Here is a 22,921-nt window from a genome sequence, read left to right on the forward strand (position 1 = left end):
TTGGATGATGGGTCACCAGCCGATGATGCTGGAACGGGCCGGACCAGGTGTAGCGGGGAGCGCCGGCGCGCGTGGCGCCGGCATGGGGGCCGGGGCGGCAATCGGTGCAGCGTTGCTGTAGGCAGGATCATCGGACCGGTATGGCGGAATCACCGTCACAGTGACCGGCACCAGCACAAACGGGAGTATGCGGCGGCGATCGAAGGCATCGGTCCACTGGCCGCGCACCACGCCGAGCGCATCGATCTGCCCTTCCCACATGCCCGTCACCGTGGTGCCGTCATCCGACTCCTCCATGAGGAACGTGCCGTCGGCATACTCGCCGGCCACACGCTGCACCGCGCGCGAGGTGCCGTAATGGTATTCACCGTGCACGCTGTCCCGCTCATCGGGTTTGGGTCCGAGCCGCATGCGGATGGGCACGTCGCCAATCGTGCCCCTGTACTGCGGATACCTGGCGTAGGCTGGCTCGGGTGCCAGGGGCTGCGGCGCGCTGGCTTGTGGCCCTGCCGCAGTGCGGCGGCGCATCTCGCCCGCCTGGATCGCGTCGTTCAGCCCGAAGGCGCCCTCTGTTACCGTCAGATCCTGCGTGGACAGCACCTGTTCGCCCGCTGGCTGTGCCCACGCGGCCGCGCCCGCGAAGCAGATGGCACAGCCGAGCGCCATGGCGGCAAGCGATGTGCGCGGCACACTCATGCGGCACCGCCTGTCCTGGGCTGGAAACTGAAAAAGGTCATGCAATGTCCTCGCGGCGGCGACGCCGTGTCGTTTGCCTGAAAGTATAGCGAACGCCGCCTGCCCGGTGCTTTGACCAAGCGGTTTCTCAAGCATTCGTGACGATTGAGCTGGGCGGCCTGCAGCCAAGGCAGGAGTGTGTGCTTGCGGTCAGTGTGGTCGATGCGCCCGACACAGGTGGCCACGCATCAACCCGACAAGCCGGCAAGACCTCAGACCAGCTCGCCCCACAGGTCGTGGCCGTCGGCACCGGTGATGCGTACGCGCACGAACTCACCGACCTTGACCTTCTGGCGATATGCCGCGCGCTGGCTGACGGAGGCGCGCGGCGGGGCGATAAACACCTGCCCGTCGATCTCCGGCGCATCGGCCACGGAACGCGCAATGCCGCCATCCTGGTTGACCTCGTCGATCAGCACACGCATCGTCGTGCCCACGCGGCGCTGCAGCCGCTTTGCCGACACGGCCTCGGCCACCTCCATGAAGCGCGCACGGCGCTCCTCGCGCACCTCGTCCGGCACGGCATCGGGCAAGTCGTTGGCCGTCGCGCCTTCCACCGGCGAATAGGCAAAGCAGCCGACGCGATCGAGCTCCGCTTCAGCGATGAAATCGAGCAGCGTCTGGAACTCTTCCTCCGTCTCGCCGGGGAAACCTGCAATGAACGTGCTGCGGATCGTCAGGTCCGGGCAGATGGCGCGCCACGCGCGGATCCGCTCCATGGTCTTTTCCGCATTGGCCGGCCGCTTCATGCGCTTGAGCACCTCGGGGTGCGCGTGCTGCAGCGGCACGTCCAGATACGGCAGGATCTTGCCCTCGGCCATCAGCGGAATGATCTCGTCCACGTGCGGGTACGGATACACATAGTGCAACCGCACCCATGCGCCATACTGCGCCGCCAGTTCGCCCAGCGCGGCGACCAGCTCCGTCATGCGCGTCTTGAGCGGGCGGCCGTTCCAGAAGCCGGTGCGGTACTTCACATCCACGCCGTAGGCGCTCGTGTCCTGCGAAATCACCAGCAGTTCCTTCACACCCGATTTGAACAGGTTCTCCGCCTCCAGCATCACCTCCGCCACCGGACGCGATACCAGGTCGCCGCGCATCGACGGAATGATGCAGAAGGTGCAGCGATGGTTGCAGCCCTCGGAAATCTTCAGATAGGCATAGTGCTTCGGCGTCAGCTTGATACCTTGCGCCGGCACCAGATCGAGGAAGGGATCGTGCGGCTTCGGCAGATGCGTGTGCACCGCCTGCATCACCTCGCCCAGGGCATGCGGCCCGGTCACCGCCAGCACGCTCGGATGCACGCTGGTGATGATGTCCTCGCCCGCCGCATTCTTTTTCGCACCCAGGCAACCGGTGACGATCACCTTGCCATTCTCGTTCAGCGCCTCACCAATCGCGTCGAGACTCTCCTGCACGGCTTCATCGATAAAGCCGCAGGTGTTCACCACAACGAGATCCGCGCCGTTATACGTCGAGGCAATGTCATACCCCTCGGCGCGCAGCTGCGTCAGGATCTGCTCGGAATCGACCAGGGCCTTGGGACAGCCGAGGCTGACGAAGCCGATTTTTGGGGTGTTGGACGGGGAGTTGGACATGGCGACGACTATTCGGAGAAGGTGGCGCAGTGCGCACGTATAGGCAGATAGCGCCACGTACGGGCACGGCAAGCGATTGGCTCGGGGACGGGCCCGATTTTACCTGCTTTTCATGGTGCCGCGGGGCCAGCCAGCCCAAGGCGGCCCCACCCTACCATCGTGCACCGTCATGGCGGCCCGGCCAGTGCCGCCAGCGCACGGCTAGAAACCGAAGAACGTGCGGGTGAACTGCCGATGCTGCGGCTCGGAACCGCCATGGCCATTGAGCGCGATTCGGGTCTGCGCATAGTTGCGCTGCGAAGACTGGGTCAGATCGACCGTCATTCGAGCATAGTTGAACAGCCGGGCGGTCGCTCCAGAAAAGAGTAGCTCGACCAGATCCTCGCGCGACAGTGCATCGATTTCTTCCGGGGTTGTGGGCAAGGCATCCAATTGCGCCAGGGCCTCATCCGCGAGTTGTTGAGTAGTCATGCTCTTGACACTATGCGTCCGATCCCAGGCGCGCAACGGTTCGCGTATGCCTTTCAGTGACTCAACGATATTCTCCTTCAATGATGCCAGCAAAGTACGCTGCGGACTGTCGACACTCCCCAGCCGTTCCATGAGCTTCGCATGTGGAAGAGCAAGAATGTATGTGGCAAACCGCTCCAGAGTCTCCGGGCTGGCGTCGTGGGGAACTTCGTACATACAGTTGGCGATGAGCTTGTCGAATATCTCGATGTCATGCTCCACCAACCCATTGCGCCAAAACAGACGGGTACCGGTAGCACTGGCATACGTCGGCGCAATGCTGACGTCAGGCTTGACTGCATCCACATGGTCCTCGAATGGCTCGAACAGCCATTTCATCAAGGTAGGCTGGAATTTGCCATGCAGTTGCCAACAGGCATCGATACGGTTCGATTGTCCGGAAACATTGCGATCGATACCGCGATCCAATATCGTGCCGGGGAAAAACGGACTGGCATCGTATCGTCCGAGGTACGCGGCAAGTGGATTGCCAACAGCACCGGCACCACCTCGTTCGTTCCTCGCCACACACTGCGTGGCGGCGAGGTAGGCATCGACGTCAAGGGTCAATACCGCATTGCGGAACCAGGCATTGCTGTCATTCGCTTGTGCTTTGGCGGAGAGATTCGTGCGTACCCGAAATCCATCTGCATTGATCTGTGCCGCGAGCGCGCGCGATGTTTCCTGGTTGACCCGCCCGCCTGTCAGCAAGGTGCGCCCGTCTTCGGCAACCCGGCACAACTGCAGCCGGTCATCCTTGTAGTACGACGCGGTATACTTTTTTAGAAGCAATCGAACCTCTCGGCGAACCTGCTCGTCTTCGCTGTTCATCATTCGATGCATTTGCTGTAGCGACGTCAATCGGTCCGCTCGCTCCGTTGTTTGCTGTAGTGCTGGATTGGCGGGAAATTCGAATGGTTTCGTCAAACCCTTATCCTGATTGAGCTTCCAGTACGCATCGAAATAGGCGTTGTGCGCAGATTGCAATTCGGGCATATCGATCTTCATGTCATCGCGCAAGAATGCACGGACCTGCAGTTCGATCAGGTCATTTCCCATTGTTCCTGCCAGCGTATTCCCCTGCAACACAAAGGTACGGCCTGTGGCGTGAGGCCCATGCTCGATATGCGTGGCCAGCAAGGTATCCAGGTTGCGATAGTCGGCAGTGGCAATCGCATTGCGGATGGCTTGCCAGCCTTGTGATGACTTGATCCGGATCATTCCGACCGCATGCAATGCATACAATTCCAAGGCTGTGTTGCCATGGGTTTCACCCCAGACAAACTCGGTCAGGTTTCCCAGGCCAAGCGGTGCCGGCGACAGTGTGTCGAGATCGATGGCGAGCGTGATGGGTTCCATCGTGCGCTGCCCGTGGACGACACCACGCAAACTATCCAGTGCACTCAGGTGCAGAAGATTGTCAACATCCAGCGACCGCAGCCGTTTCTTGCCCATGCTCAGGGTTGCACCAGGCGCAAACTCGACCCGTCCATCACGAGACCGATACAATGGCCCGCGCACGCCAATGTGCTGCAAGGCCGCCTTGTCGAAGCGAAGGGCTTTCGGATGCTTGAACCAGCTGCCGATCAGGCTGGTGGTATAGGCAAGATCAAGCGTGCCCGTCCGGGCAGCGCGCCAGTTTTCGTGGCCATTGGCATCGCGCTCCAGCACTTCGAACTGCCCGTCACGCTCGCGCATCTGGACCTTGGCGGGGTCATCTAGCTTGAGGCAACTGTCATCCCATACGATGGCCAGCCAGGCCAGTAACTTCTGTGCGGTTGGGGTCAGCCGATTGCCACCACCGCGCAATCCCTCGCGCATCTGTTCAAGTAATTTTTCCGCGTCATCCTCGCGATGACCAGGCGTGGTAAACAGCCGATGAACCAGATCTGGCATATGCTTGAAGAGCTTTGTTTGCCCGCCCTCCAGTCGTACATCCAACAGTTTGATGAACGCCTCGAGTGCCTGCTCGAAGCGTCTCTCTTCGGATCGGAGCGAAGTATTCCGCTTTCCCAGATGCTGGAAAAACCATCCCTTGTTCTTGTAATCGGCGTCGATGGTCGGCGTAGATGATTTCCAATCGATATGCGGCGCGAACGGCGGCTCAGGATCGGCTGGGCAGCCATAGACGTCCAACGCTACGGTCACGCCCCCTGCCAACGAAGCCGCAGACTTGGTATCGGCCCTGCCCGCCATCTCCACTGCAGCAGCCCGCGCTGATACAGGCTCTTTACCCGGTGGATAGTGGGATGGCATGAAATTGGGGATGACGGAAGCCCCCTGCTTTAGTGCCGTGCCAGCGTGGTCATTGGCAGTGCGGGATGGCGTAGCATCCTGGATTGAAAGCACGGGCGTCGATGGAGCGTCCAGAGAGCCGCACGCCTCCGCTGCGATCGCCATCACCGCGACAGCGCTTGCGTCCTGTTTGCCGTACGCGGTGGCGGCCGGCTGGGCCGCCCCGTCATCCTGCTGCATGTTCCGATTCGCCGGGGAACCTGCCTGACGCCATGTCGCATACCGGGAACGCGCCTCAGCAGTCGGCTTTTCTTTCTTTACGTGCTGGGTGGCGGGTTCGGCGAGGCGCTTTTCCAGCGCATCGAGTTTGCCCTGCGTTTTGAGAAGTCGCCGTGTAAACAAATTGGAGTCAAGCCGCAGGATTTCTTCAGCATCCAATCTGTCCACCGATAGGTTCATGCGCTCGTCAAGCGCGCTGACGTATCGGGTCAACTCCTCATTGTTTTTCACCAACTCCTTCAGCTTGGCGACATCGCAATTCTTCGGCAAGAGATCAAACCGGATCATATTGCGAGCAGCGTGATTTTCTCGCGATTGATTGAGTGTGGCTGCGCGAATGAGAACGTGCTCTGCGTGGGCTCGTACCAATGAAGTCACACGCCCATCGATATCTTTTCGCCTGTTTGCCCGCCCGATTTCCCTCAGAGCTTTATCAATGTCTGTGTTTTGAGGAGGTGGTTTGGGTACGGATAGAGAGGTTTTCGAAGGGCGGTTTGCGGCAGTGACTGGCATATGGCTTTCCACGAGAACGCGTCTCGCCTCTGTGCGGGCGAGCCGACAGCGGAATGTGCCATAGCACCTTCTGCACTTCTGCAAACAAGTGCAATACCAGGGGAAATATTGAAAAACGCTAGAGCGATGCGAAGCAGCGTGCCACCCCACCGAAGCAAGATAGGCGCAGATCGAGATGGAAAAAGGTGAACGGGCAAACGCGAATGGTTTGCCCGAGCTATCAAGACATCAGTCTGATGTCAGTTCCAGATTGGGAAACAGCACGTCACTAAACCCAAATCGTGCAAAATCCCGCACCCGCATCGGATACAGAATCCCTTGCAGGTGATCGCATTCATGCTGCACCACGCGCGCATGAAACCCTTCTGCGATGCGGTCGATGGGATGGCCATACTGGTCGAAGCCGGAGTAATGCAGGTGCACGTAGCGCGGCACCACGCCGCGCATGCCGGGGACGCTGAGGCAGCCTTCCCAGCCGTCTTCGATTTCGTCGTTGATGGCGGTGAGTGAGGGGTTGATCAGCACCGTCTTGGGCACGGCCGGTGCCTCCGGGTAGCGCGGGTTGCGATCGAAGCCGAAGATCACCACCTGCAGGTCGACGCCGATCTGCGGGGCGGCGAGCCCCGCGCCTTTGGCTGCTTCCATGGTATCGAACATGTCTTCGACGAGCGCGTGCAGTTCGGGCGTGTTGAAGCGCTCGACCGGCTTGGCGGGTTGCAGCAGGCGTGGATCGCCCATGCGCAGGATTTCATGGATCATTCGGCCCCTCCCTTGCTGTGTCAGCCTTGCAGCAAACGTAGCATGCCCTCTTCGTCAAGCACCGGAATACCGAGCTCCTCGGCCTTGGCCAGCTTGCTCCCGGCTTCCGCGCCGGCGACAACGTAGTCGGTTTTCTTCGAGACCGAGCCCGCGACCTTGGCGCCCGCGGCCTCGAGCATTTCCTTGGCGGCGTCGCGCGCGAGGTTCGGCAGCGTGCCGGTCAGGACGATGGTCTTGCCGGCCAGCGGCTGCGGGCCGAGGGCTGCCTCCTGCTCGTCCCAGTGTACGCCGGCGGCGCGCAACTGCTCGATCACTTCCACATTGTGCGGCTCGGCCAGGAAGTTGGCAATCGACTGGGCCACCACGGGGCCGACGTCGCGTACCTGCAGCAGTTCGGCCTCGCTGGCGGCAAGCAGCGCATCAAGATTGCCGAAATGGCGCGCGAGGTCCTTGGCTGTGGCTTCGCCGACATGGCGGATGCCGAGGGCATAGATAAAGCGGGCGAGCGTCGTGGCGCGTGATTTATCGATGGCGGCGACCAGGTTGCTGGCGGACTTGTCGGCCATGCGGTCGAGCGCGGCAAGCTTGGCAACGCCGAGCTTGTAGAGATCGGCCGGCGTGCGGACGATCTGTTGGTCGACCAGTTGCTCGACGATCTTGTCGCCCATGCCGTCGATATCCATGGCACGGCGGCTGGCGAAGTGCCACAGTGCCTGCTTGCGCTGTGCGCCGCAGAACAGGCCGCCGGTGCAACGTGCAATGGCTTCGTCCTCGGGGCGTTCGATATGCGAGCCGCACACCGGGCAGGTGGTGGGCATGACGAACGTCCGCGCATCGGCCGGACGGCGCTCGGCCACGACACCGACGATCTCGGGAATGACGTCGCCGGCACGCCGCACGATCACGGTATCGCCGATGCGCACGTCCTTGCGGGCGATTTCGTCTTCGTTGTGCAGCGTGGCGTTGGTGACCGTCACGCCGCCCACGAACACCGGTTCGAGCCGGGCTACGGGCGTGATCGCACCGGTACGTCCGACCTGGACCTCGATGTCGAGCAGCGTGGTCGTCATCTCCTGCGCCGGGAATTTATGGGCGATGGCAAAGCGCGGGGCACGCGAGACGAAACCCAGCGTCTCCTGCTCGGTGAAGGCATTGACCTTGTACACAACGCCGTCGATGTCGTACGGCAAGCTGGCACGCCGTGCGCCAACATCGTCGTAGAACGCCAGTAGGCCAGTTGCGCCCTGCACCACCTGCCGTTCCGCGCAGACTGGCAGGCCCAGCGTGGCGAACCAGTCGAGCATGGCGGCATGCGAAGCCGGACGCGCCGCGCCTTCGAGCTCACCGATGCCGTACGAAAAAAAGGACAACGGCCGCTTCGCCGTAATCTTGGGATCGAGCTGACGCAGGCTGCCGGCAGCCGCGTTGCGCGGGTTGACGAAGGTTTTTTCACCAGCGTCGCGCTGGCGCGCATTGAGCGCCTCGAAATCCTTGTGCAGCATGAAGACTTCGCCGCGCACCTCGAGCACGGCTGGCGCCTTGCCATGCAGCTTGAGCGGCAACGAACGGATCGTGCGTACATTGGCGGTAACATCCTCGCCGGTCGTGCCGTCGCCCCGCGTCGCGGCCTGTACCAGCCGGCCCTGCTCATAGCGTAGCGAGATCGCCAGGCCGTCGAATTTCAGCTCGGCGGCGTACTCAACACCAGAGGACTCGCTTGGCGCAGCACTGGTCGACGGTTCCGCGAACAGATCATCCATGGGTGACGCTGCTTGCGCGTCGCGGGCTGCCTTGCCCTTGGCCAGCTTGCCCAGGCCTTCCGCGCAACGGCGATCGAAGGCGACCACATCTTCGGCATCAAACGCATTGTTGAGCGACAGCATCGGGATGCGATGCGTGACCTGCGAGAACACCGACAGCGCCGCCCCGCCGACACGCTGGGTCGGCGATTCCGGGGACTGTAGTTCGGGATGCTCGGCCTCGAGCGCCTGCAACTCGCGAAACAGGGCGTCGTACTCGACGTCGGGAATGCTCGGCGCGTCGAGGACGTAATACTGGTAGTTATGGTGCTCGAGGGTCTGGCGCAGCCAGTCCACGCGCGCCGCGGGATTGCCTGCCTCCGGTTGCTCCGCTGGAGCGGACGGAAGTGGATCGCCTGTCATGCTGGAAATTCCTTGGAAGAGATACCGGGCGAGCCGCTGCAAAGGCCTGCACCGCCATGCGCGCAGCGTAACCGAGCGTCAACGCAAACGCGTAGCGGCATGGGTGGCTCCATGTGGGTGCCTACAAATCCATGCGACCGAAGCGGTTGGCAATGCTGGCCAGCCCATACTCGACCAGTCAGCAGCGATACCCGTTGTTCATCAAGCCGCGCTCAACCGCGCTCAGTGGCTGAACAGCCGCACCGCCGCCGACGAGCCGGCCGGAATGCCGCGATTGTCGAGCGCTTCGTACAGGCCGTCGAGCTTTTTCTGGATGGCGACAAAGGATGACTCGGTCAGCGGCTGCAGGTTGTCATCAACCACACGTGCACCCATGCGCTGCGAGAGGCTGTAGGCGTACTCGCAGATGAGCTTGAATGGCTTGAGTTGGGCGTCCGAGGTCGGCACGTCGAGCAGCAGCGTGATCTGGTGACCGGCCTTGGCGGTCAGGTCGTCGCGCAGAAAATTGGTATCGCCGAAGTGCAGCGTCAGCAGTGCGCGCTGCACGCCGTCGCTACCCGGATGGAAGCGCGTGAACCGGGTACCGTCGCGCGACAGGACGAGGCCATCTTGCGTGGCGATGTTCTGCACATAGGCTGCTGACCAGGGCGCCCCGTCAGAGAGCACATTCACGCCGAGCTGGATATCGCAGGCAGCCGAGAAGGCATCGAGCTCGCGTGCATTGGCCACGGCCTCGGACATTTCGGGCAGGTCCGCCGAGGCATCGAGCTGTTCGCAGAAGGCTTGTACGGCGCTTATGAATTCCGAGAACTCGAGCGCATTGAGCGGACCGGTGCGATTGGCCAACTGCACGGCCACCTGCAGCTCGCGATAGCGGTGACCGCCGCGCACCAGTTCCCAGGCTGGCGTATCGCTGCGCAGCCCTTCCACGTGAACCTGCTTGGTGCCCGCGCGGCGCAGGCGGTTGAGCAGCGGCAACACGCGGTCGCCGGAGACTTCACCATCGAGCCGGATCGGCACGATGCAGTCGATGAGCGGGTCGATCACGCCAGGCTTGGGATGCGCATCGCTCCACTGGACCATGCCGGCTGCCGTGGCCGTAGCAGCCGTTGCATCGGCCTGGGCGCTCTCGTGGACGTCGCCCGCTTGCACGACTGCGGCTTCACCGCTGTCATCCAGTTCCGTGTCGGACAAGGTGTGCCCTTCGGAGGCCGGCGCATCACCGGGGAATGAAAAGGACGGCTCGCGTCGTGCCGCGACAGGTGATGCGGCCGAATGGGCTGAGGTGTGAGGCGACACCGGTGCAGTCTGGGAAGGCTGGGAGATCGGCTTTGACACCGACGGAAACACATCCGCGCTGTCGTCCGGCAGGTCGTCCGGTCCAGTGGACAGGTCATCGCCCGGTTGCATGGCGCGCGGCCTGCGTGCCTTGTGCGCCTGCCACTGGTTGTACAGGATCACGCCAACGACCACGAGGGCGCCAATGGCGATCAGGCCGAGCTGCAGATCGGTGAGGAACGGAACCAGGGAATTCTGCTGCATCAGGCGGCCTCCGCCATATTGACGGCGACATCCATGTCCACTGCCACGATCCGCGACACGCCCTGCTCCTGCATCGTTACGCCAATCAATTGTTGAGCCATTTCCATCGCGATCTTGTTATGTGAAATAAACACGAACTGGGTGTTGTCGGACATGCGCTTCACCATATTGGCATAGCGCTCGGTATTGGCGTCGTCCAGCGGCGCGTCGACCTCGTCCAGCAGGCAGAACGGCGCGGGATTGAGCTGGAACATGGCGAACACCAGCGCAATGGCCGTGAGCGCTTTCTCTCCACCAGACAGCAGATGGATCGTAGAGTTCTTCTTGCCGGGCGGCTGTGCCATGACCTGCACGCCGGCATCGAGGATTTCCTCGCCCGTCATGATGAGCTTGGCCTGTCCACCGCCGAACAGCATCGGGAACAGTTCGCCAAAATGCTGGTTGACCTTGTCGAAGGTACCCTGCAGCAAGGCCCGGGTTTCCTGGTCGATCTTGTTGATGGCGTCTTCCAGGGTATTGATCGCATCATTCAGGTCGGCTGACTGCGCATCGAGGAAGGTCTTGCGTTCGCGTGCCGCGCTCAGTTCGTCGAGCGCGGCCATGTTGACCGGTCCCAGCGCATTGATGGCGTTGTTGAGGCGCGTGACCTCGCCTTGCAGGTACGATGGCTTCAGGTCGCCAGTCAGTTTCTCGGCCAGTGCGGCTTCATCGACTTCGGCTTCGGTCAGCTGCGTGGCGTACTGTTCCTGGTTGAGGCGTGCGGCCTGCTCCTTGAGCTGCAGTTCCGACATGCGATCGCGGATAGGCTGCAGGCTGCGTTCGGCCACAAGCCGCTGTTCGTCGAACTGGCGCAGCTGGGCTGAGAGCGTATCGAGTTCGATGCGCGCCGCGGCAAGTTTCTCTTCTTTCTCGGCGCGCCGTTCGAGGGCTTCCTGCAGGCCGGTATGCGCGGTCTGCTCGTTGATGGTCTCCAGCTCGATGCGCGATTCCTCAAGCGTGCCCTGCACGCGCTCGGCCTGATCGGCAGCGGTCTGGATGGTACGGCGGAATTCGTCGATGCGGCTCTGCAGGTTGCGCTCGGCAAACAGCGCTTCCTGTGCGGTACGCTCCAGTTCACGCAAGCGGTTGCGCGCGCCGTTCAGTTCGCTGTCGAGCGCTTCGAAGGCCAATTGCTGGTCTTCGAACACGGCCTGCTTTTCAGCCAGCGCCGCATCATGCTGCTCGAAGCTGGCCTCCGATTCGGCGCGGATGGCGCGCTGCTCTTCGATCTGGAAGGCAATTTCCTCGAGTTCGCCACGGATCTGGCCGCTGCGTGCGGCATAGCGCTCCATGGCCTGCGACAGCTTGAGCACCTCCATCTGCAGCGCATGTACGCGGCGCGTGGCTTGCTCGGCGCGCACCCGCGCCTCGCTGAGCGACTGGCTGGCCTGGGTATAGGCAGCTTCAGCGCGTACTGCGGCAGCCTTGGCTTCGTCGGACAGCAGCAACTGGGCGCGCACCTGCTTCTGCAGGTTATCGATTTCCTGGGCGCGGGCGAGCATGCCAGCCTGCTCGGAATCGGCTGCGTACAGCTGCACCGAGGCGCGGCCGATGAGGTGACCCTGCGCCACCACGAACATGCCGCCTTCCGGCAGGTTGCTGCGCGCGCTCAGGGCGCTCGGCATATCGTTGGCGATAAAGACGTTCGCCAGCCAGTCCTGCAGCAATGCGCGCAGGCCCGGGTCGGAGATCTGCACCAGCGACAGCAGCGGGCGCAATCCGGCTGGCGCATCGCTCTGGCGCGCGGCCGGCGGCGGCGAGTAGAACGCTAGCTTGGCTGGTGGCGCATCGGCGGCAAACGCCTTGATCCAGTCGAGATTCGAGACTTCGAGCGCAGCCAGACGTTCGCGCAGCACGGCCTCGAGCGCGCTTTCCCAGCCCGCTTCGATCTGCAGTTTCTTCCACAGCCGCGGCAGTTCGCCCAGGCCATGCTTGTCGAGCCAGGGCTGGATCTTGCCATCGGTCTGCACGCTTTCCTGTAGTTGGCGCAGCGCGGTGAGGCGCGCTTCCAGGGAGGCGATGGCGGCGGCTTCGGTCTGCACGCGCTCCTGTGCGGCGCGGCGCGCTTCATCGAGACGCGGCACGGCTTCTTGCGCGTCCTCCAGTACAGCCTGCGCCTCGGCGAGGATTTCTTCCTGCTCAGCCAGTTCGGCGCGCTGCGATTCCAGCAGGACTTCGTCGGGGCGGTCGAGCCCCTGCTCTTCCGACGACAGGCGCTCGCGGCGCTGCTCGAGCTGCTGCAACAGCTGGTCGGCATTGCGTTGCTGTGCGGCTTCCAGCTTGAGGCCTTGCTCGGCTTGCATAATGGCCGAGCGCTGCTCGGTCAGGCTCGCCTGGGCATCGCGCCACTGGGCTTCGAGCCCCGGCAGCGCTTCATGCTGCGTGGCGACGGCTTCCTGGGCGGCGACGGTTCGTTCCTCGGCCATCGCCAGTTCTTCCTCGGCGCGGGCCAGGTCGTCATTCGCCTGTTGGCCTTGCGCACGCCACTGTTCGGCTTGCGCAGTCAGGGCGGCGATCTGCGCCTGGATGCGGTTGCGCGACTCCACCACGTAGCGGATTTCGGCTTCCAGCTTGCTGACTTCGGTATTGGCTTCGTACAGCGCGCCCTGTGCCACATGCATGGCATCAGAGGCGGTGTAGTGCGCCGCGCGCATGGTTTCGAGTTCGGCCTCGACATGGCGCAACTGTGCGGTCTGCGCTTCCAGGTCGATCTGTGCCTGTTCGATGGCGCGCGCATGACGCTCCTGCTCGGCCAGCGCCTCGCGCTTGCGCAGCAGCCACAGCAGATGCTGCTTCTCCACGCCTTCGGCCTGCAGCTCCTGGTAGCGTTTGGCGACTTCGGCCTGCCCCTCGAGTTTCTCGAGATTGGTGCCGAGTTCGCGCAGGATATCTTCGACGCGGGTCAGGTTCTCGCGCGTATCCGAGAGCCGATTCTCGGTCTCGCGGCGCCGCTCCTTGTAGCGCGACACGCCAGCCGCTTCTTCCAGGAAGATGCGCATGTCATCCGGCTTGGCCTCGATGATGCGCGAGATCATGCCCTGCCCGATGATGGCGTAGGCGCGCGGCCCCAGGCCAGTACCGAGAAAGATGTCCTGGATGTCGCGCCGGCGCACCGGCTGGTTGTTGATGTAGTAGGAAGATGTACCGTCGCGCGTCAGCGTGCGCTTGACGGCGATTTCGGCGTACTGGCTCCACTGTCCGGCGGCACGGCCTTCGCTATTGTCGAACACCAGTTCGACGCTCGCGCGGCCGGCCTGCTTGCGGGCCGTGGAACCGTTGAAAATGACGTCCTGCATCGACTCGCCGCGCAGCTCGGAGGCGCGGGATTCGCCGAGCACCCAGCGTACGGCGTCGATGATGTTGGATTTGCCACAGCCGTTGGGGCCAACGATGCCCACCAGCTGTCCCGGCACCTGGAAGGTGGTCGGGTCGACAAAGGACTTGAAACCTGCAAGTTTGAGTTGGGTCAGGCGCACGTTGGTGTCGTCTTCTCGTCTTCAAGAAACACCATCGGAATGAGCATCCTGTTCTGGCCCGGTGGGCCGCCCGGTCATTCCGGGCCATCCACACCGTACAGCGACGCCGTGCAACTGCGCCAGAATCATTCCGATGGCGTTTCTCAGTCAAAAGATGCCGCCCCGTGCAGGCAACGGCACTATCTGCGCTGGATTCGACTGTCCCCGCACAATTGTCGGCAATCATACCATCGCCGCTTTCCCCTTTTCCGCATTTTCGAGCGGCAGGCGGCTCGGTTCCCCGAAGGGCTTGCGGGAACCACCCCGACTAAGGGAACCCGGCTACCCGCCCCGATGCCACGTTACGTCTGGGCCGCCGCCTCCGATCCGACTGCAGCTGCTGGCCGCGGCCGGTGCACAATCCCTGACAGCGCCCCGGCGGCAATGATGCACAGGCCACCCGCAGTTTCCTTCAGCGTCAGGGTTTCCGTCGCCAGCCACCAGGAGGACACGGCCGCGACCACGATCTCGAACAGCATCAGCAGCGATACGCGGTTGGCCGGCAGGCGTTGCAGGCCGTATTGGGTGACGGCATTGCAGCTGACAAGGATCGTCGCAAGCCCCAACACCAGTGCCAGGAGCGGCCACAGATCGCCCGGCGCAACTTCCGGCAGGCGTGGCTGCGTGACGAGGGCTGTCAAGGCGGCCACGGCAGCACAACCGGCGAATACGACAATCACCCGCAACTCGGCGCGCATTTCCGGATGGCGGTGCGCGGCGAGGCGCGACAGCACGTTGTTGAAGGCAAAACCGATGCCGCCGGCAAGGCCTGACCACTCGGCCGCCGTGGCGGGCAGCGGAATGCCGGCTTCGGGCGTCCACAGCATCAGGCCTGCACCGAACAGCGCCAGGACGATCAGGCCGATACCGGCCCAGTCGAGCTTTTCGCCGAGGATCCAGCGGGCAATCAGGGCCGTCCACACGGGGGTCAGGTAGAACAGCAGCAGCACGCGCATCACATGGCCGTTGACCGAGCCCCAGACAAAGCCGGTATTGGTCACCCCCGAGGCCAGGCCAATGCCGATGATGATCCACGACCAGCGGAAGGTATGCAGGCTGCGCCGCAGGGCGACAATGCCGATCAGCATGGCGATAGTCCCGGTCGACGCGGCGGCCAGCAGTCCGCCAAGACCGAGCCCGGCCATCAGCCGGTACGGGTACCACGCAAAGCCCCAGACGGAGGCGCCAACGAGAATGGCGAGGACGGGAGCAAGCGAATGGGAATGGGTGGTTGATGTGGCGTTAACAGCACTCGACATGGCGGCAGGAATCTATCAGCAAATCAATTTGACGATACCGGGAGCCGCATGGAAGCCCTATCTACCCACTTTGCAGGGACCTGTGCAAATCCCTAGCAACGCCGACAGTTCAGAATGCTTCCTCTATAATGCTTCGTTTTAAACCGGCCTGGAAAAACTTCGTGAACCCGCGTCTCGCCTCACTGCAGCCCTATCCGTTCGAAAAACTGAAAGAGCTGGTCAAGGATGTCACGCCGAACCCGGCGCTTGCGCCCATCAGTTTCGGCATTGGCGAGCCCAAGCATGCCACGCCTGCGCTGATCCAGCGCGCCATGGCGGATGCCCTCGCGGGTCTGGCGAATTATCCCACAACCGCCGGTTCGCTGGCGCTGCGCACCAGCATCGCGGAGTGGATCCAGCGCCGCTACGGCCTGCCGAAGATCGATCCGGCCACTGAGGTGCTGCCGGTGACCGGCACGCGTGAGGCGCTGTTCGCCTTTGGCCAGGTGGTAATCGACAGCACCCGGCCCGATCCGCTGGTGCTGTGCCCCAACCCGTTCTATCAGATCTATGAAGGCGCGGCTCTGCTCGGCGGCGCCCGGCCCTATTTCGCCAACAGCGATCCAGCCCGCAACTTCGCTCCCGATTTCGACAGCGTGCCCGATGACGTTTGGGCGCGCGTGCAGCTCGTCTACCTGTGCACACCGGGCAATCCGTCCGGATCGGTACTGACGCTCGAGGACTGGCAGAAGTTGTTCGAGCTGTCAGACCGTTACGGTTTCGTCATCGCCTCCGACGAGTGCTACTCCGAGATCTATTTCGACGAAGCCCGCCCGCCCCTGGGCGGACTGGAAGCAGCGCACCGTCTCGGACGCGGATTCGAGCGGCTGGTGATGTTCTCCAGCCTGTCCAAACGCTCCAACGTGCCGGGCATGCGCTCTGGCTTTGTGGCCGGCGATGCGGAACTACTCAAGACCTTTCTGCTGTACCGTACCTATCACGGCAGCGCGATGAGCCCCGTGGTGCAGGGCGCCAGCATCGCGGCGTGGAACGACGAAACCCACGTGCTGGAAAACCGCGCGCTGTACCGCACCAAGTTCGCCCAGGTCACGCCGATGCTGGCCGAGGTAATCGACGTGGCGTTGCCGGATGCCGGCTTCTACCTGTGGGCCAATGTGGCGCGCACGGGGCTGGACGACGCCACCTTCACACGCGAACTGCTCGCCGAGCAGAACGTGGCCATGCTGCCCGGCAGCTATGTCGCGCGCGATGTCGAGGTCAATGGCACGGTCGTTAACCCGGGCCGCAACTATGTGCGTATCGCCCTGGTGGCGAATGTGGAAGAATGCCTGGAAGGTGCACGCCGCATTGTGGAATTTTGCCGCCGGCGGAAATAACGCCTGGCGCCCCGAGCGGATCCGGCGCTTGCCGGATTCAACAGATTTACCCCTAACTTCACGATGGACGCTATGTCGCAAGAATTGCAATCCCTGATCGACCAGGCATGGGAAGACCGTGCCAGCCTCTCCCCCAAGGCCGCTCCCGCCGATATCCGCGACGCCGTGGCTGCGGTGCTGTCGCAGCTCGATGCCGGCACGCTGCGCGTCGCTGAAAAGCGCGATGGCGACTGGATCGTCAACCAGTGGGTGAAAAAGGCCGTGCTGCTGTCGTTCCGTCTCGAAGACAACCAACCGATGGCAGCTGGCGGCTTTACCCAGTTCTACGACAAAGTGCCGAGCAAGTTCGCCAACTACACCGCCGAAGACTTCGCCAAGGGCGGCTTCCGCGTGGTGCCGCCGGCCGTGGCGCGCCGTGGTTCGTTTATTGCCAAGAATGCCGTGCTGATGCCGTCGTACGTGAATATCGGCGCCTATGTGGATGAAGGCACGATGGTCGATACCTGGGCTACCGTCGGTTCGTGCGCGCAGATCGGCAAAAACGTGCACCTCTCGGGCGGCGTCGGCATCGGTGGCGTGCTGGAGCCGCTGCAGGCCAACCCGGTGATCATCGAGGACAACTGCTTCATCGGTGCGCGCTCGGAAATCGTGGAAGGCGTGATCGTCGAGGAAAACTCGGTGATCTCGATGGGCGTATATATCGGCCAGTCGACCAAGATCTACGACCGCGCCACAGGCGAAGTCAGCTATGGTCGCATTCCGGCCGGCTCGGTGGTCGTGTCGGGCAACCTGCCGGCCAAGGATGGCTCGCACAGCCTGTACTGCGCCGTGATCGTCAAGAAGGTCGATGCGCAGACGCGCGCCAAGACCAGCCTGAACGACCTGCTGCGCGGCGACTGAACCGGGTATCTGTTGAGGCGGCGCGCTGAACCGCGCGCCGCTTCGACGGTCCCACTGCAATGAGCTGGTTGAAATCCGGAAAGAAACGTCTCATGGCCATTGATCCCGCGACTGTCAGTACGGTGCTGTCCGTCCTGCCGACGATTTTCGAGCAGGCCAACAAGACCATCGAAAAGTACAAGGCCAGCCGCCGCAAGGAGGCTGGCGGGGACGCTGGTAGCGGCACGACGCCTGAGGCGCGCCTCGCTGAACTGGAAACCACGGTGATGCAGCAGGCGCAAAGCCTCAAGCTGCTGGCTGAGCAGCACGCCGAAACCATTGCGGCCATCCAGGCCGAATCGCGGCAGTTGCGCAAGCATCTGAAGATTGCCGTCGGGCTGGCCATCGGCGCCGGCGTGCTGGCGGCAAGCAGCCTGATCGTCGTGTTCAACCTCTTGCGCTGAATACCCGCGACTGCCCCCGCGATCCGCGCGACGTGCGGTCATCACCGCTGCCTCCATCCTGCATTCAAGGAATCCGTCATGTCCAAGTCCATCACCCTGTATGGCATCCCGAACTGCGACACCGTCAAAAAAGCGCGCACCTGGCTCGATGAACAGCAGATCGGTTACGTCTTCCATGATTTCAAGAAACAGGGCGTCAGCGAAGACGACCTGCGCCGCTGGCTGAAGCATGTGCCGCTCGAGACCCTGCTGAACCGCAAGGGCACGACCTGGCGCAAACTGACCGACGCCGACAAGGCCCGGGCCGAACAGACCGATGGCGCCATTGCGCTGATGCGCGAGAACACCTCCCTGATCAAGCGCCCGGTGTTCGAGCGCGGCAACACCGTGCATGCGGGGTTTTCCGCCGATACCTATGCCGCGCTGACGGCCTGATGTACTCTTGATGACTTTAGCGGCGGCTGTCATCCCGCGCCCCACCGGCCACCCCACCGCCCGCTCCACCCATTCTGTTTTTGACCATGTCCGCCACCCTCGCCCTGACCGAAGACCTGATCCGCCGCCGCTCCGTCACGCCTGCTGACGAAGGCTGCCAGGCCATCCTGACGCGACGCCTGACCGCGCTCGGCTTTGCCTGTGAAACCATCGAGAGCGGCCCGGACGACTTCCGCGTGACCAACCTGTGGGCAGTGCGCCGTGGCCGGGCCGGCACGGATGGCAAGCTGCTGGCGTTCGCCGGGCATACCGATGTGGTCCCAACCGGCCCGCTCGAGCAATGGTCGTCCGATCCGTTCGAGCCGTCGTATCGTGATGGCAAGCTGTATGGGCGCGGCGCGGCAGACATGAAAACCTCCATTGCTGGCTTCGTGGTCGCCTGCGAGGAGTTCATCGCCGCGCATCCCGATCATGCGGGGTCGATTGCCTTTCTGATCACCAGCGACGAGGAAGGCCCGGCGCACGATGGCACCGTCAAGGTCTGCGAGCTGCTGAGCGCGCGTGGCGAACGACTCGACTATTGCTTGATCGGCGAGCCAACTTCCGTGACGCAGGTAGGCGACATGGTCAAGAATGGCCGGCGTGGCTCGATGTCGGGCCGCCTTACCGTGCGCGGCGTGCAAGGCCATATTGCCTACCCGCATCTGGCAAAGAACCCGATTCACCTCGTGGCGCCAGCACTCGCCGAGCTCGTGGCCGTGCGCTGGGACGAAGGCAATGAATACTTCCCGCCAACCACCTGGCAGGTATCCAACATCCACGGCGGCACCGGCGCAACCAACATCATTCCCGGCGAAGTGGTAATCGATTTCAATTTCCGCTTTTCCACCGCCAGCACGTCCGATGGCCTTCAGCAGCGCGTCCACGCACTTCTCGACGCACATCAGCTGGACTACACGCTCGACTGGACGATCAGCGGCCAGCCGTTCCTTACGCCGCGCGGCGAGCTGTCGGAAGCATTGAGTGCCGCGATTGCCGCCGAAACCGGGCTGGATACGGAACTATCGACCACTGGCGGCACCTCGGACGGCCGTTTCATCGCCAGGATCTGCCCACAAGTGATCGAGTGCGGCCCGCCCAACGCCAGCATCCACAAGATCGACGAACATATCGCGATCGCCGACATCGAGCCGCTCAAGAACATCTATCGTGGCGTGCTTGAAAGGCTGGTGGCATGAGCGGTACCGTGCTGACCCTGCCGCCCGAGCTGCGCGGCCATCCGTTCCTGACGGTGCGCGACCTTGTGCGCTATGCGGTATCACGCTTCAATGCCAACCACCTGGTGTTCGGCCACGGCAGCGATAACGCTTATGACGAAGCGGTGTACCTGGTACTACACGGCCTGCACCTGCCGCTCGACCTGCTGGAGCCCTTTCTCGATGCGCGCCTGCTGCCCGCCGAGACCGAGGCTGTGCTGCACATGATCGAACGTCGCGTACGCGAGCGCGTGCCGGTGGCCTACCTGACCAACGAAGCCTGGATGCATGGCCTGCGCTTCTACGTCGACCAGCGCACCATCGTGCCGCGCAGCTTCATCGGCGAACTGCTGCAGGAAGGACTGGAGCCCTGGCTGCCCGACCCTGAAGGCACGGCCAACCTGCTGGAGTTGTGCACCGGCTCCGGCTGCCTGGCGGTGCTAATGGCCCACGCCTATCCCAACGCCCGGATCGATGCCGTGGACCTGTCGCACGACGCACTCGAAGTCGCTCGCCGTAATGTCACCGAGCATGGGCTGGCGGACCGTATCGCCCTGCATGAAGGCGACCTGTATGCCGCGCTTCCGGCCGGACAGCGCTACGACGCCATCTTCACCAATCCGCCGTATGTCAACGAGGCATCGATGCAGGCGCTGCCGCCCGAGTATCTCGCCGAGCCGCGCATGGCGCTGGCCGGGGGTGACGACGGCATGGATGTCGTACGGCGCATCATCGCCGATGCGCGCGCGCATCTCAATCCCGGCGGCGTGCTGATCGTGGAAATCGGCAACGAGCGCGCCAATGTCGAAGCGGCCTTTGCCGATCTTGATATCGTCTGGCTGCCGACCAGCGCCGGCGACGATCAGGTGTTCCTGATCGAGTATGATGCCCTGCCCGCGTAAAATAACGCGATGCGCCCGGATCGCCGTCGCTATGGCCTGAGCCGGCACTGACCATGCCGTGGACGGCAGGCAAGCGGCGCCGGCTTCGCGCATTGCTACGTGGGCCTGGCGTTGCCTGGTCACTGCCTCGCCGACCGTACCAGCCGCATGTGCAAGCGCCTCTGCGACACACCGACGGCCACATTGATAACTGCTACATGACTCGCCCTGGCAAGCCAGCCTGCACCTCGTTCATCCTGATTTCGACTCTCACGCTGTGATCCGCATCGACAACCTCACCCTGCAACGCGGCACCAAGGTGCTGTTCGACCATGCCTCCGCCACGCTCAATCCAGGCGAACGCGTCGGGCTGGTCGGTGTCAATGGCAGCGGCAAGACTTCGCTGTTTGCCCTGCTGCTGGGTGAATTGAGCCCTGATGGCGGCGACATTGCCTTTCCGCCCACGTGGGAAACCGCGCACGTCGCGCAACACACGCCGGCCGTCGACCGCACAGCGCTCGACTACGTGCTCGATGGCGACCGCCGCCTGCGTGCCATTGAAGCGCGCATGGCTGCCGCCAGCGCCGCCGGCGACGGCCATGCCGAAGCCGAGGCGCATGCCGCGTTTGCCGATGCCGATGGCTACACCGCACCGGCCCGCGCCGAGACGCTGCTGCTTGGACTCGGCTTTACGGCCGCGCAGACTGGCGCACCGGTCAACAGCTTCTCGGGCGGTTGGCGCATGCGCCTGAACCTGGCGCAGGCGCTGATGTGTCCGTCCGATCTGCTGCTGCTCGATGAACCAACCAACCATCTCGACCTCGACGCCATCGTCTGGCTTGAAGACTGGCTGGCGCGCTACCCCGGCACCCTGGTGATGATTTCGCACGACCGCGAGTTTCTCGATGCCACGTGCACGGTCACGCTACATATCGAACATCAGCAGATCAAACGCTATGGTGGAAACTACACGTTCTTCGAGACGCAACGGCTGCTGCAGATGGAGCAGCAGCAGGCCGCGTTTACACGCCAGCAGAAGCAGATCGCGCATCTCGAATCGTTCATCACGCGCTTCAAGGCCAAGGCCACCAAAGCCCGCCAGGCACAAAGCCGTGTCAAGGCACTCGAGAAGATGGAACGGCTCGCGCCCGTGCATGCCGCCGCCGGCTTTTCCTTCGAGTTCCGCGAAGCGGATGCTGCGCCCAATCCCATGATGGTGCTGGACGGTGTGGCATGCGGTTATGCCACCGATGCCGGTCCGCTGCCGATCCTGCCACATGTAACCCTATCGCTACAGAACGGCCAGCGTATCGGCCTGCTCGGTGCCAATGGTCAGGGCAAGTCCACCTTCATCAAGACCCTTGCCGGTACGCTCGCGCCGCTGGCAGGCACCGTGCGGCACGGCAAAGGCCTGCAGATCGGCTACTTCGCGCAGCACCAGCTCGAGACGCTGCGCGAGGACGACACACCACTGCAGCATCTGGCCCGCCTCGCCCCGGATACACGCGAGCAGGAACTGCGCGACTTCCTCGGCAGCTTCAACTTTCGCGGGGACATGGCCACCGCGCCGATCCGTCCATTCTCCGGCGGGGAGAAAGCACGCCTGGCGCTGGCGTTGATCGTCTGGCAAAAGCCTAACCTGCTGTTGCTCGACGAACCGACTAACCACCTCGATCTCGACACGCGTGAAGCACTTACCATGGCGCTCGCGCAGTTCGATGGCACGTTGATGCTGGTCTCGCACGATCGCCACTTGCTGCGTGCCACCACCGACCAGTTCCTGCTGGTGGGTGACGGCAAGCTGCAAGCGTTCGACGGCGACCTCGACGACTATCGCGACTACCTGCTGCAGCAAGCCGCGGCCAAGCGTGCGGCGCTCGCAGGGTTGCGCACCCCGGACAGCACAAGCCCTGCCACCGACGCCGGCCCGAGCCGCAAGGAAGCGCGCCGCGCCGAAGCCGAGGAGCGTCAGCGGCTTGCCCAGCTGCGCAAGCCGCTCGAAAAGGATCTGGCTACCGTCGAGAAGAATATGGCCGCGCTGCAGGCCGACAAGGCGAAAATCGATGCCTTCATGGCTGACGAAAGCAGCTACGCCGAGGCCAACAAAGCCCACCTGCTGGAGATGCTCAGGCGCCAGGCCGAGGTCACGGAAGCGCTGGATGCGCTGGAAATGCGTTGGCTCGAGTTGCAGGAGCAACTGGAGCAAATCGGCTAGACCAGCCAGCTGCCTTGCGCGTAGCGCGCCTGGTGGAGGCGCAATCGCCAGCGCTCGCTGATCCTGTCTACAACACCCTTCGCGCATGTGGCGCTACGCTTGATGAAGGCATTCGGCAGCTGGAAATCGTGATGGAAACGTTGTCGCAGAATCAGGTCGCCCCCTCGGAGGTTGCCGAGAGCCATCATCTGCTGATGCAGGCACTGATCCAGCTGCAGGAAACGGAGCGCACCTCCGTCGTCCCGCATATCTGATCAAAGCGCGTCATT

Annotated in this window: 16 protein-coding genes; 8 read left to right on the plus strand and 8 right to left on the minus strand. The window is 63.1% G+C overall.

The window, feature by feature from the left end:
• Positions 1 to 12: 12 nt before the first annotated feature.
• From ACQ3C8_RS07205 to ACQ3C8_RS07240, 8 genes are all read right to left on the minus strand, one after another.
• Positions 13 to 696 carry a hypothetical protein gene (locus tag ACQ3C8_RS07205; protein WP_428852974.1) on the minus strand — a complete coding sequence of 228 codons (684 nt, stop codon included), beginning with the start codon at positions 694 to 696 and terminating at the stop codon, positions 13 to 15.
• A 251-nt stretch (positions 697 to 947) separates the two neighbouring features.
• Positions 948 to 2,333 carry a 30S ribosomal protein S12 methylthiotransferase RimO gene (gene rimO / locus ACQ3C8_RS07210; RefSeq protein WP_428852975.1) on the minus strand — a complete coding sequence of 462 codons (1,386 nt, stop codon included), beginning with the start codon at positions 2,331 to 2,333 and terminating at the stop codon, positions 948 to 950.
• 201 nt (positions 2,334 to 2,534) lie between these two features.
• Positions 2,535 to 5,870 (minus strand): hypothetical protein, encoded by a 3,336-nt coding sequence (locus tag ACQ3C8_RS07215; RefSeq protein WP_428852976.1) that lies wholly within the window; start codon positions 5,868 to 5,870, stop codon positions 2,535 to 2,537.
• A 228-nt stretch (positions 5,871 to 6,098) separates the two neighbouring features.
• Positions 6,099 to 6,629, minus strand: a complete 531-nt coding sequence (def, locus tag ACQ3C8_RS07220) for a peptide deformylase (protein WP_428852977.1) — start codon at positions 6,627 to 6,629, stop codon at positions 6,099 to 6,101.
• Positions 6,630 to 6,649: 20 nt separating this feature from the next.
• A complete protein-coding gene (gene ligA / locus ACQ3C8_RS07225) occupies positions 6,650 to 8,791 on the minus strand; it encodes an NAD-dependent DNA ligase LigA (protein WP_428852978.1) in 2,142 nt (713 codons plus the stop codon).
• A gap of 222 nt (positions 8,792 to 9,013) precedes the next feature.
• Positions 9,014 to 10,333, minus strand: a complete 1,320-nt coding sequence (locus ACQ3C8_RS07230) for a cell division protein ZipA C-terminal FtsZ-binding domain-containing protein (protein WP_428852979.1) — start codon at positions 10,331 to 10,333, stop codon at positions 9,014 to 9,016.
• Positions 10,333 to 13,848: a chromosome segregation protein SMC gene (gene smc / locus ACQ3C8_RS07235; RefSeq protein ID WP_428852980.1), complete on the minus strand. Its 3,516-nt coding sequence runs from the start codon at positions 13,846 to 13,848 to the stop codon at positions 10,333 to 10,335. The genes ACQ3C8_RS07230 and smc overlap by 1 nt, the downstream gene beginning before the upstream one ends.
• A gap of 341 nt (positions 13,849 to 14,189) precedes the next feature.
• On the minus strand, positions 14,190 to 15,146 hold the full coding sequence (locus ACQ3C8_RS07240) for a DMT family transporter (RefSeq protein WP_428852981.1): 957 nt from the start codon (positions 15,144 to 15,146) through the stop codon (positions 14,190 to 14,192).
• Positions 15,147 to 15,274: 128 nt separating this feature from the next.
• Here ACQ3C8_RS07240 and dapC point away from each other — a divergent pair, with 128 nt between their 5' ends.
• The 8 genes from dapC to ACQ3C8_RS07280 all read left to right on the plus strand — a co-directional run bounded on the left by dapC (position 15,275) and on the right by ACQ3C8_RS07280 (position 22,906).
• The gene (gene dapC / locus ACQ3C8_RS07245) at positions 15,275 to 16,522 is read left to right on the plus strand and encodes a succinyldiaminopimelate transaminase (protein ID WP_428852982.1); all 1,248 of its coding nucleotides are present in this window, start codon (positions 15,275 to 15,277) and stop codon (positions 16,520 to 16,522) included.
• Between the two features lie 72 nt (positions 16,523 to 16,594).
• The gene (gene dapD / locus ACQ3C8_RS07250) at positions 16,595 to 17,422 is read left to right on the plus strand and encodes a 2,3,4,5-tetrahydropyridine-2,6-dicarboxylate N-succinyltransferase (protein ID WP_428852983.1); all 828 of its coding nucleotides are present in this window, start codon (positions 16,595 to 16,597) and stop codon (positions 17,420 to 17,422) included.
• Positions 17,423 to 17,514: 92 nt separating this feature from the next.
• A complete protein-coding gene (locus ACQ3C8_RS07255; RefSeq protein ID WP_009522690.1) occupies positions 17,515 to 17,865 on the plus strand; it encodes a membrane protein in 351 nt (116 codons plus the stop codon).
• A gap of 78 nt (positions 17,866 to 17,943) precedes the next feature.
• Entirely contained in the window at positions 17,944 to 18,300 is a 357-nt protein-coding gene (locus ACQ3C8_RS07260; RefSeq protein ID WP_009522691.1) for an arsenate reductase, read from the plus strand.
• 86 nt (positions 18,301 to 18,386) lie between these two features.
• Positions 18,387 to 19,538, plus strand: coding sequence for a succinyl-diaminopimelate desuccinylase (dapE, locus tag ACQ3C8_RS07265; protein WP_009522692.1), 1,152 nt, complete (start codon positions 18,387 to 18,389; stop codon positions 19,536 to 19,538).
• Complete coding sequence (prmB, locus tag ACQ3C8_RS07270; RefSeq protein ID WP_428852984.1) at positions 19,535 to 20,458, plus strand: 50S ribosomal protein L3 N(5)-glutamine methyltransferase; 924 nt, start codon at positions 19,535 to 19,537, stop codon at positions 20,456 to 20,458. Before dapE ends, prmB begins: the two co-directional genes overlap by 4 nt.
• A gap of 256 nt (positions 20,459 to 20,714) precedes the next feature.
• Positions 20,715 to 22,652, plus strand: a complete 1,938-nt coding sequence (locus ACQ3C8_RS07275) for an ATP-binding cassette domain-containing protein (protein WP_428852985.1) — start codon at positions 20,715 to 20,717, stop codon at positions 22,650 to 22,652.
• Positions 22,653 to 22,666: 14 nt separating this feature from the next.
• Positions 22,667 to 22,906 (plus strand): hypothetical protein, encoded by a 240-nt coding sequence (locus ACQ3C8_RS07280; RefSeq protein ID WP_428852986.1) that lies wholly within the window; start codon positions 22,667 to 22,669, stop codon positions 22,904 to 22,906.
• The last annotated feature ends 15 nt before the right edge of the window (positions 22,907 to 22,921 follow it).

This window comes from Imbroritus primus (genome assembly GCF_964332355.1).
GTDB classification, from domain to species: domain Bacteria; phylum Pseudomonadota; class Gammaproteobacteria; order Burkholderiales; family Burkholderiaceae; genus Imbroritus; species Imbroritus primus.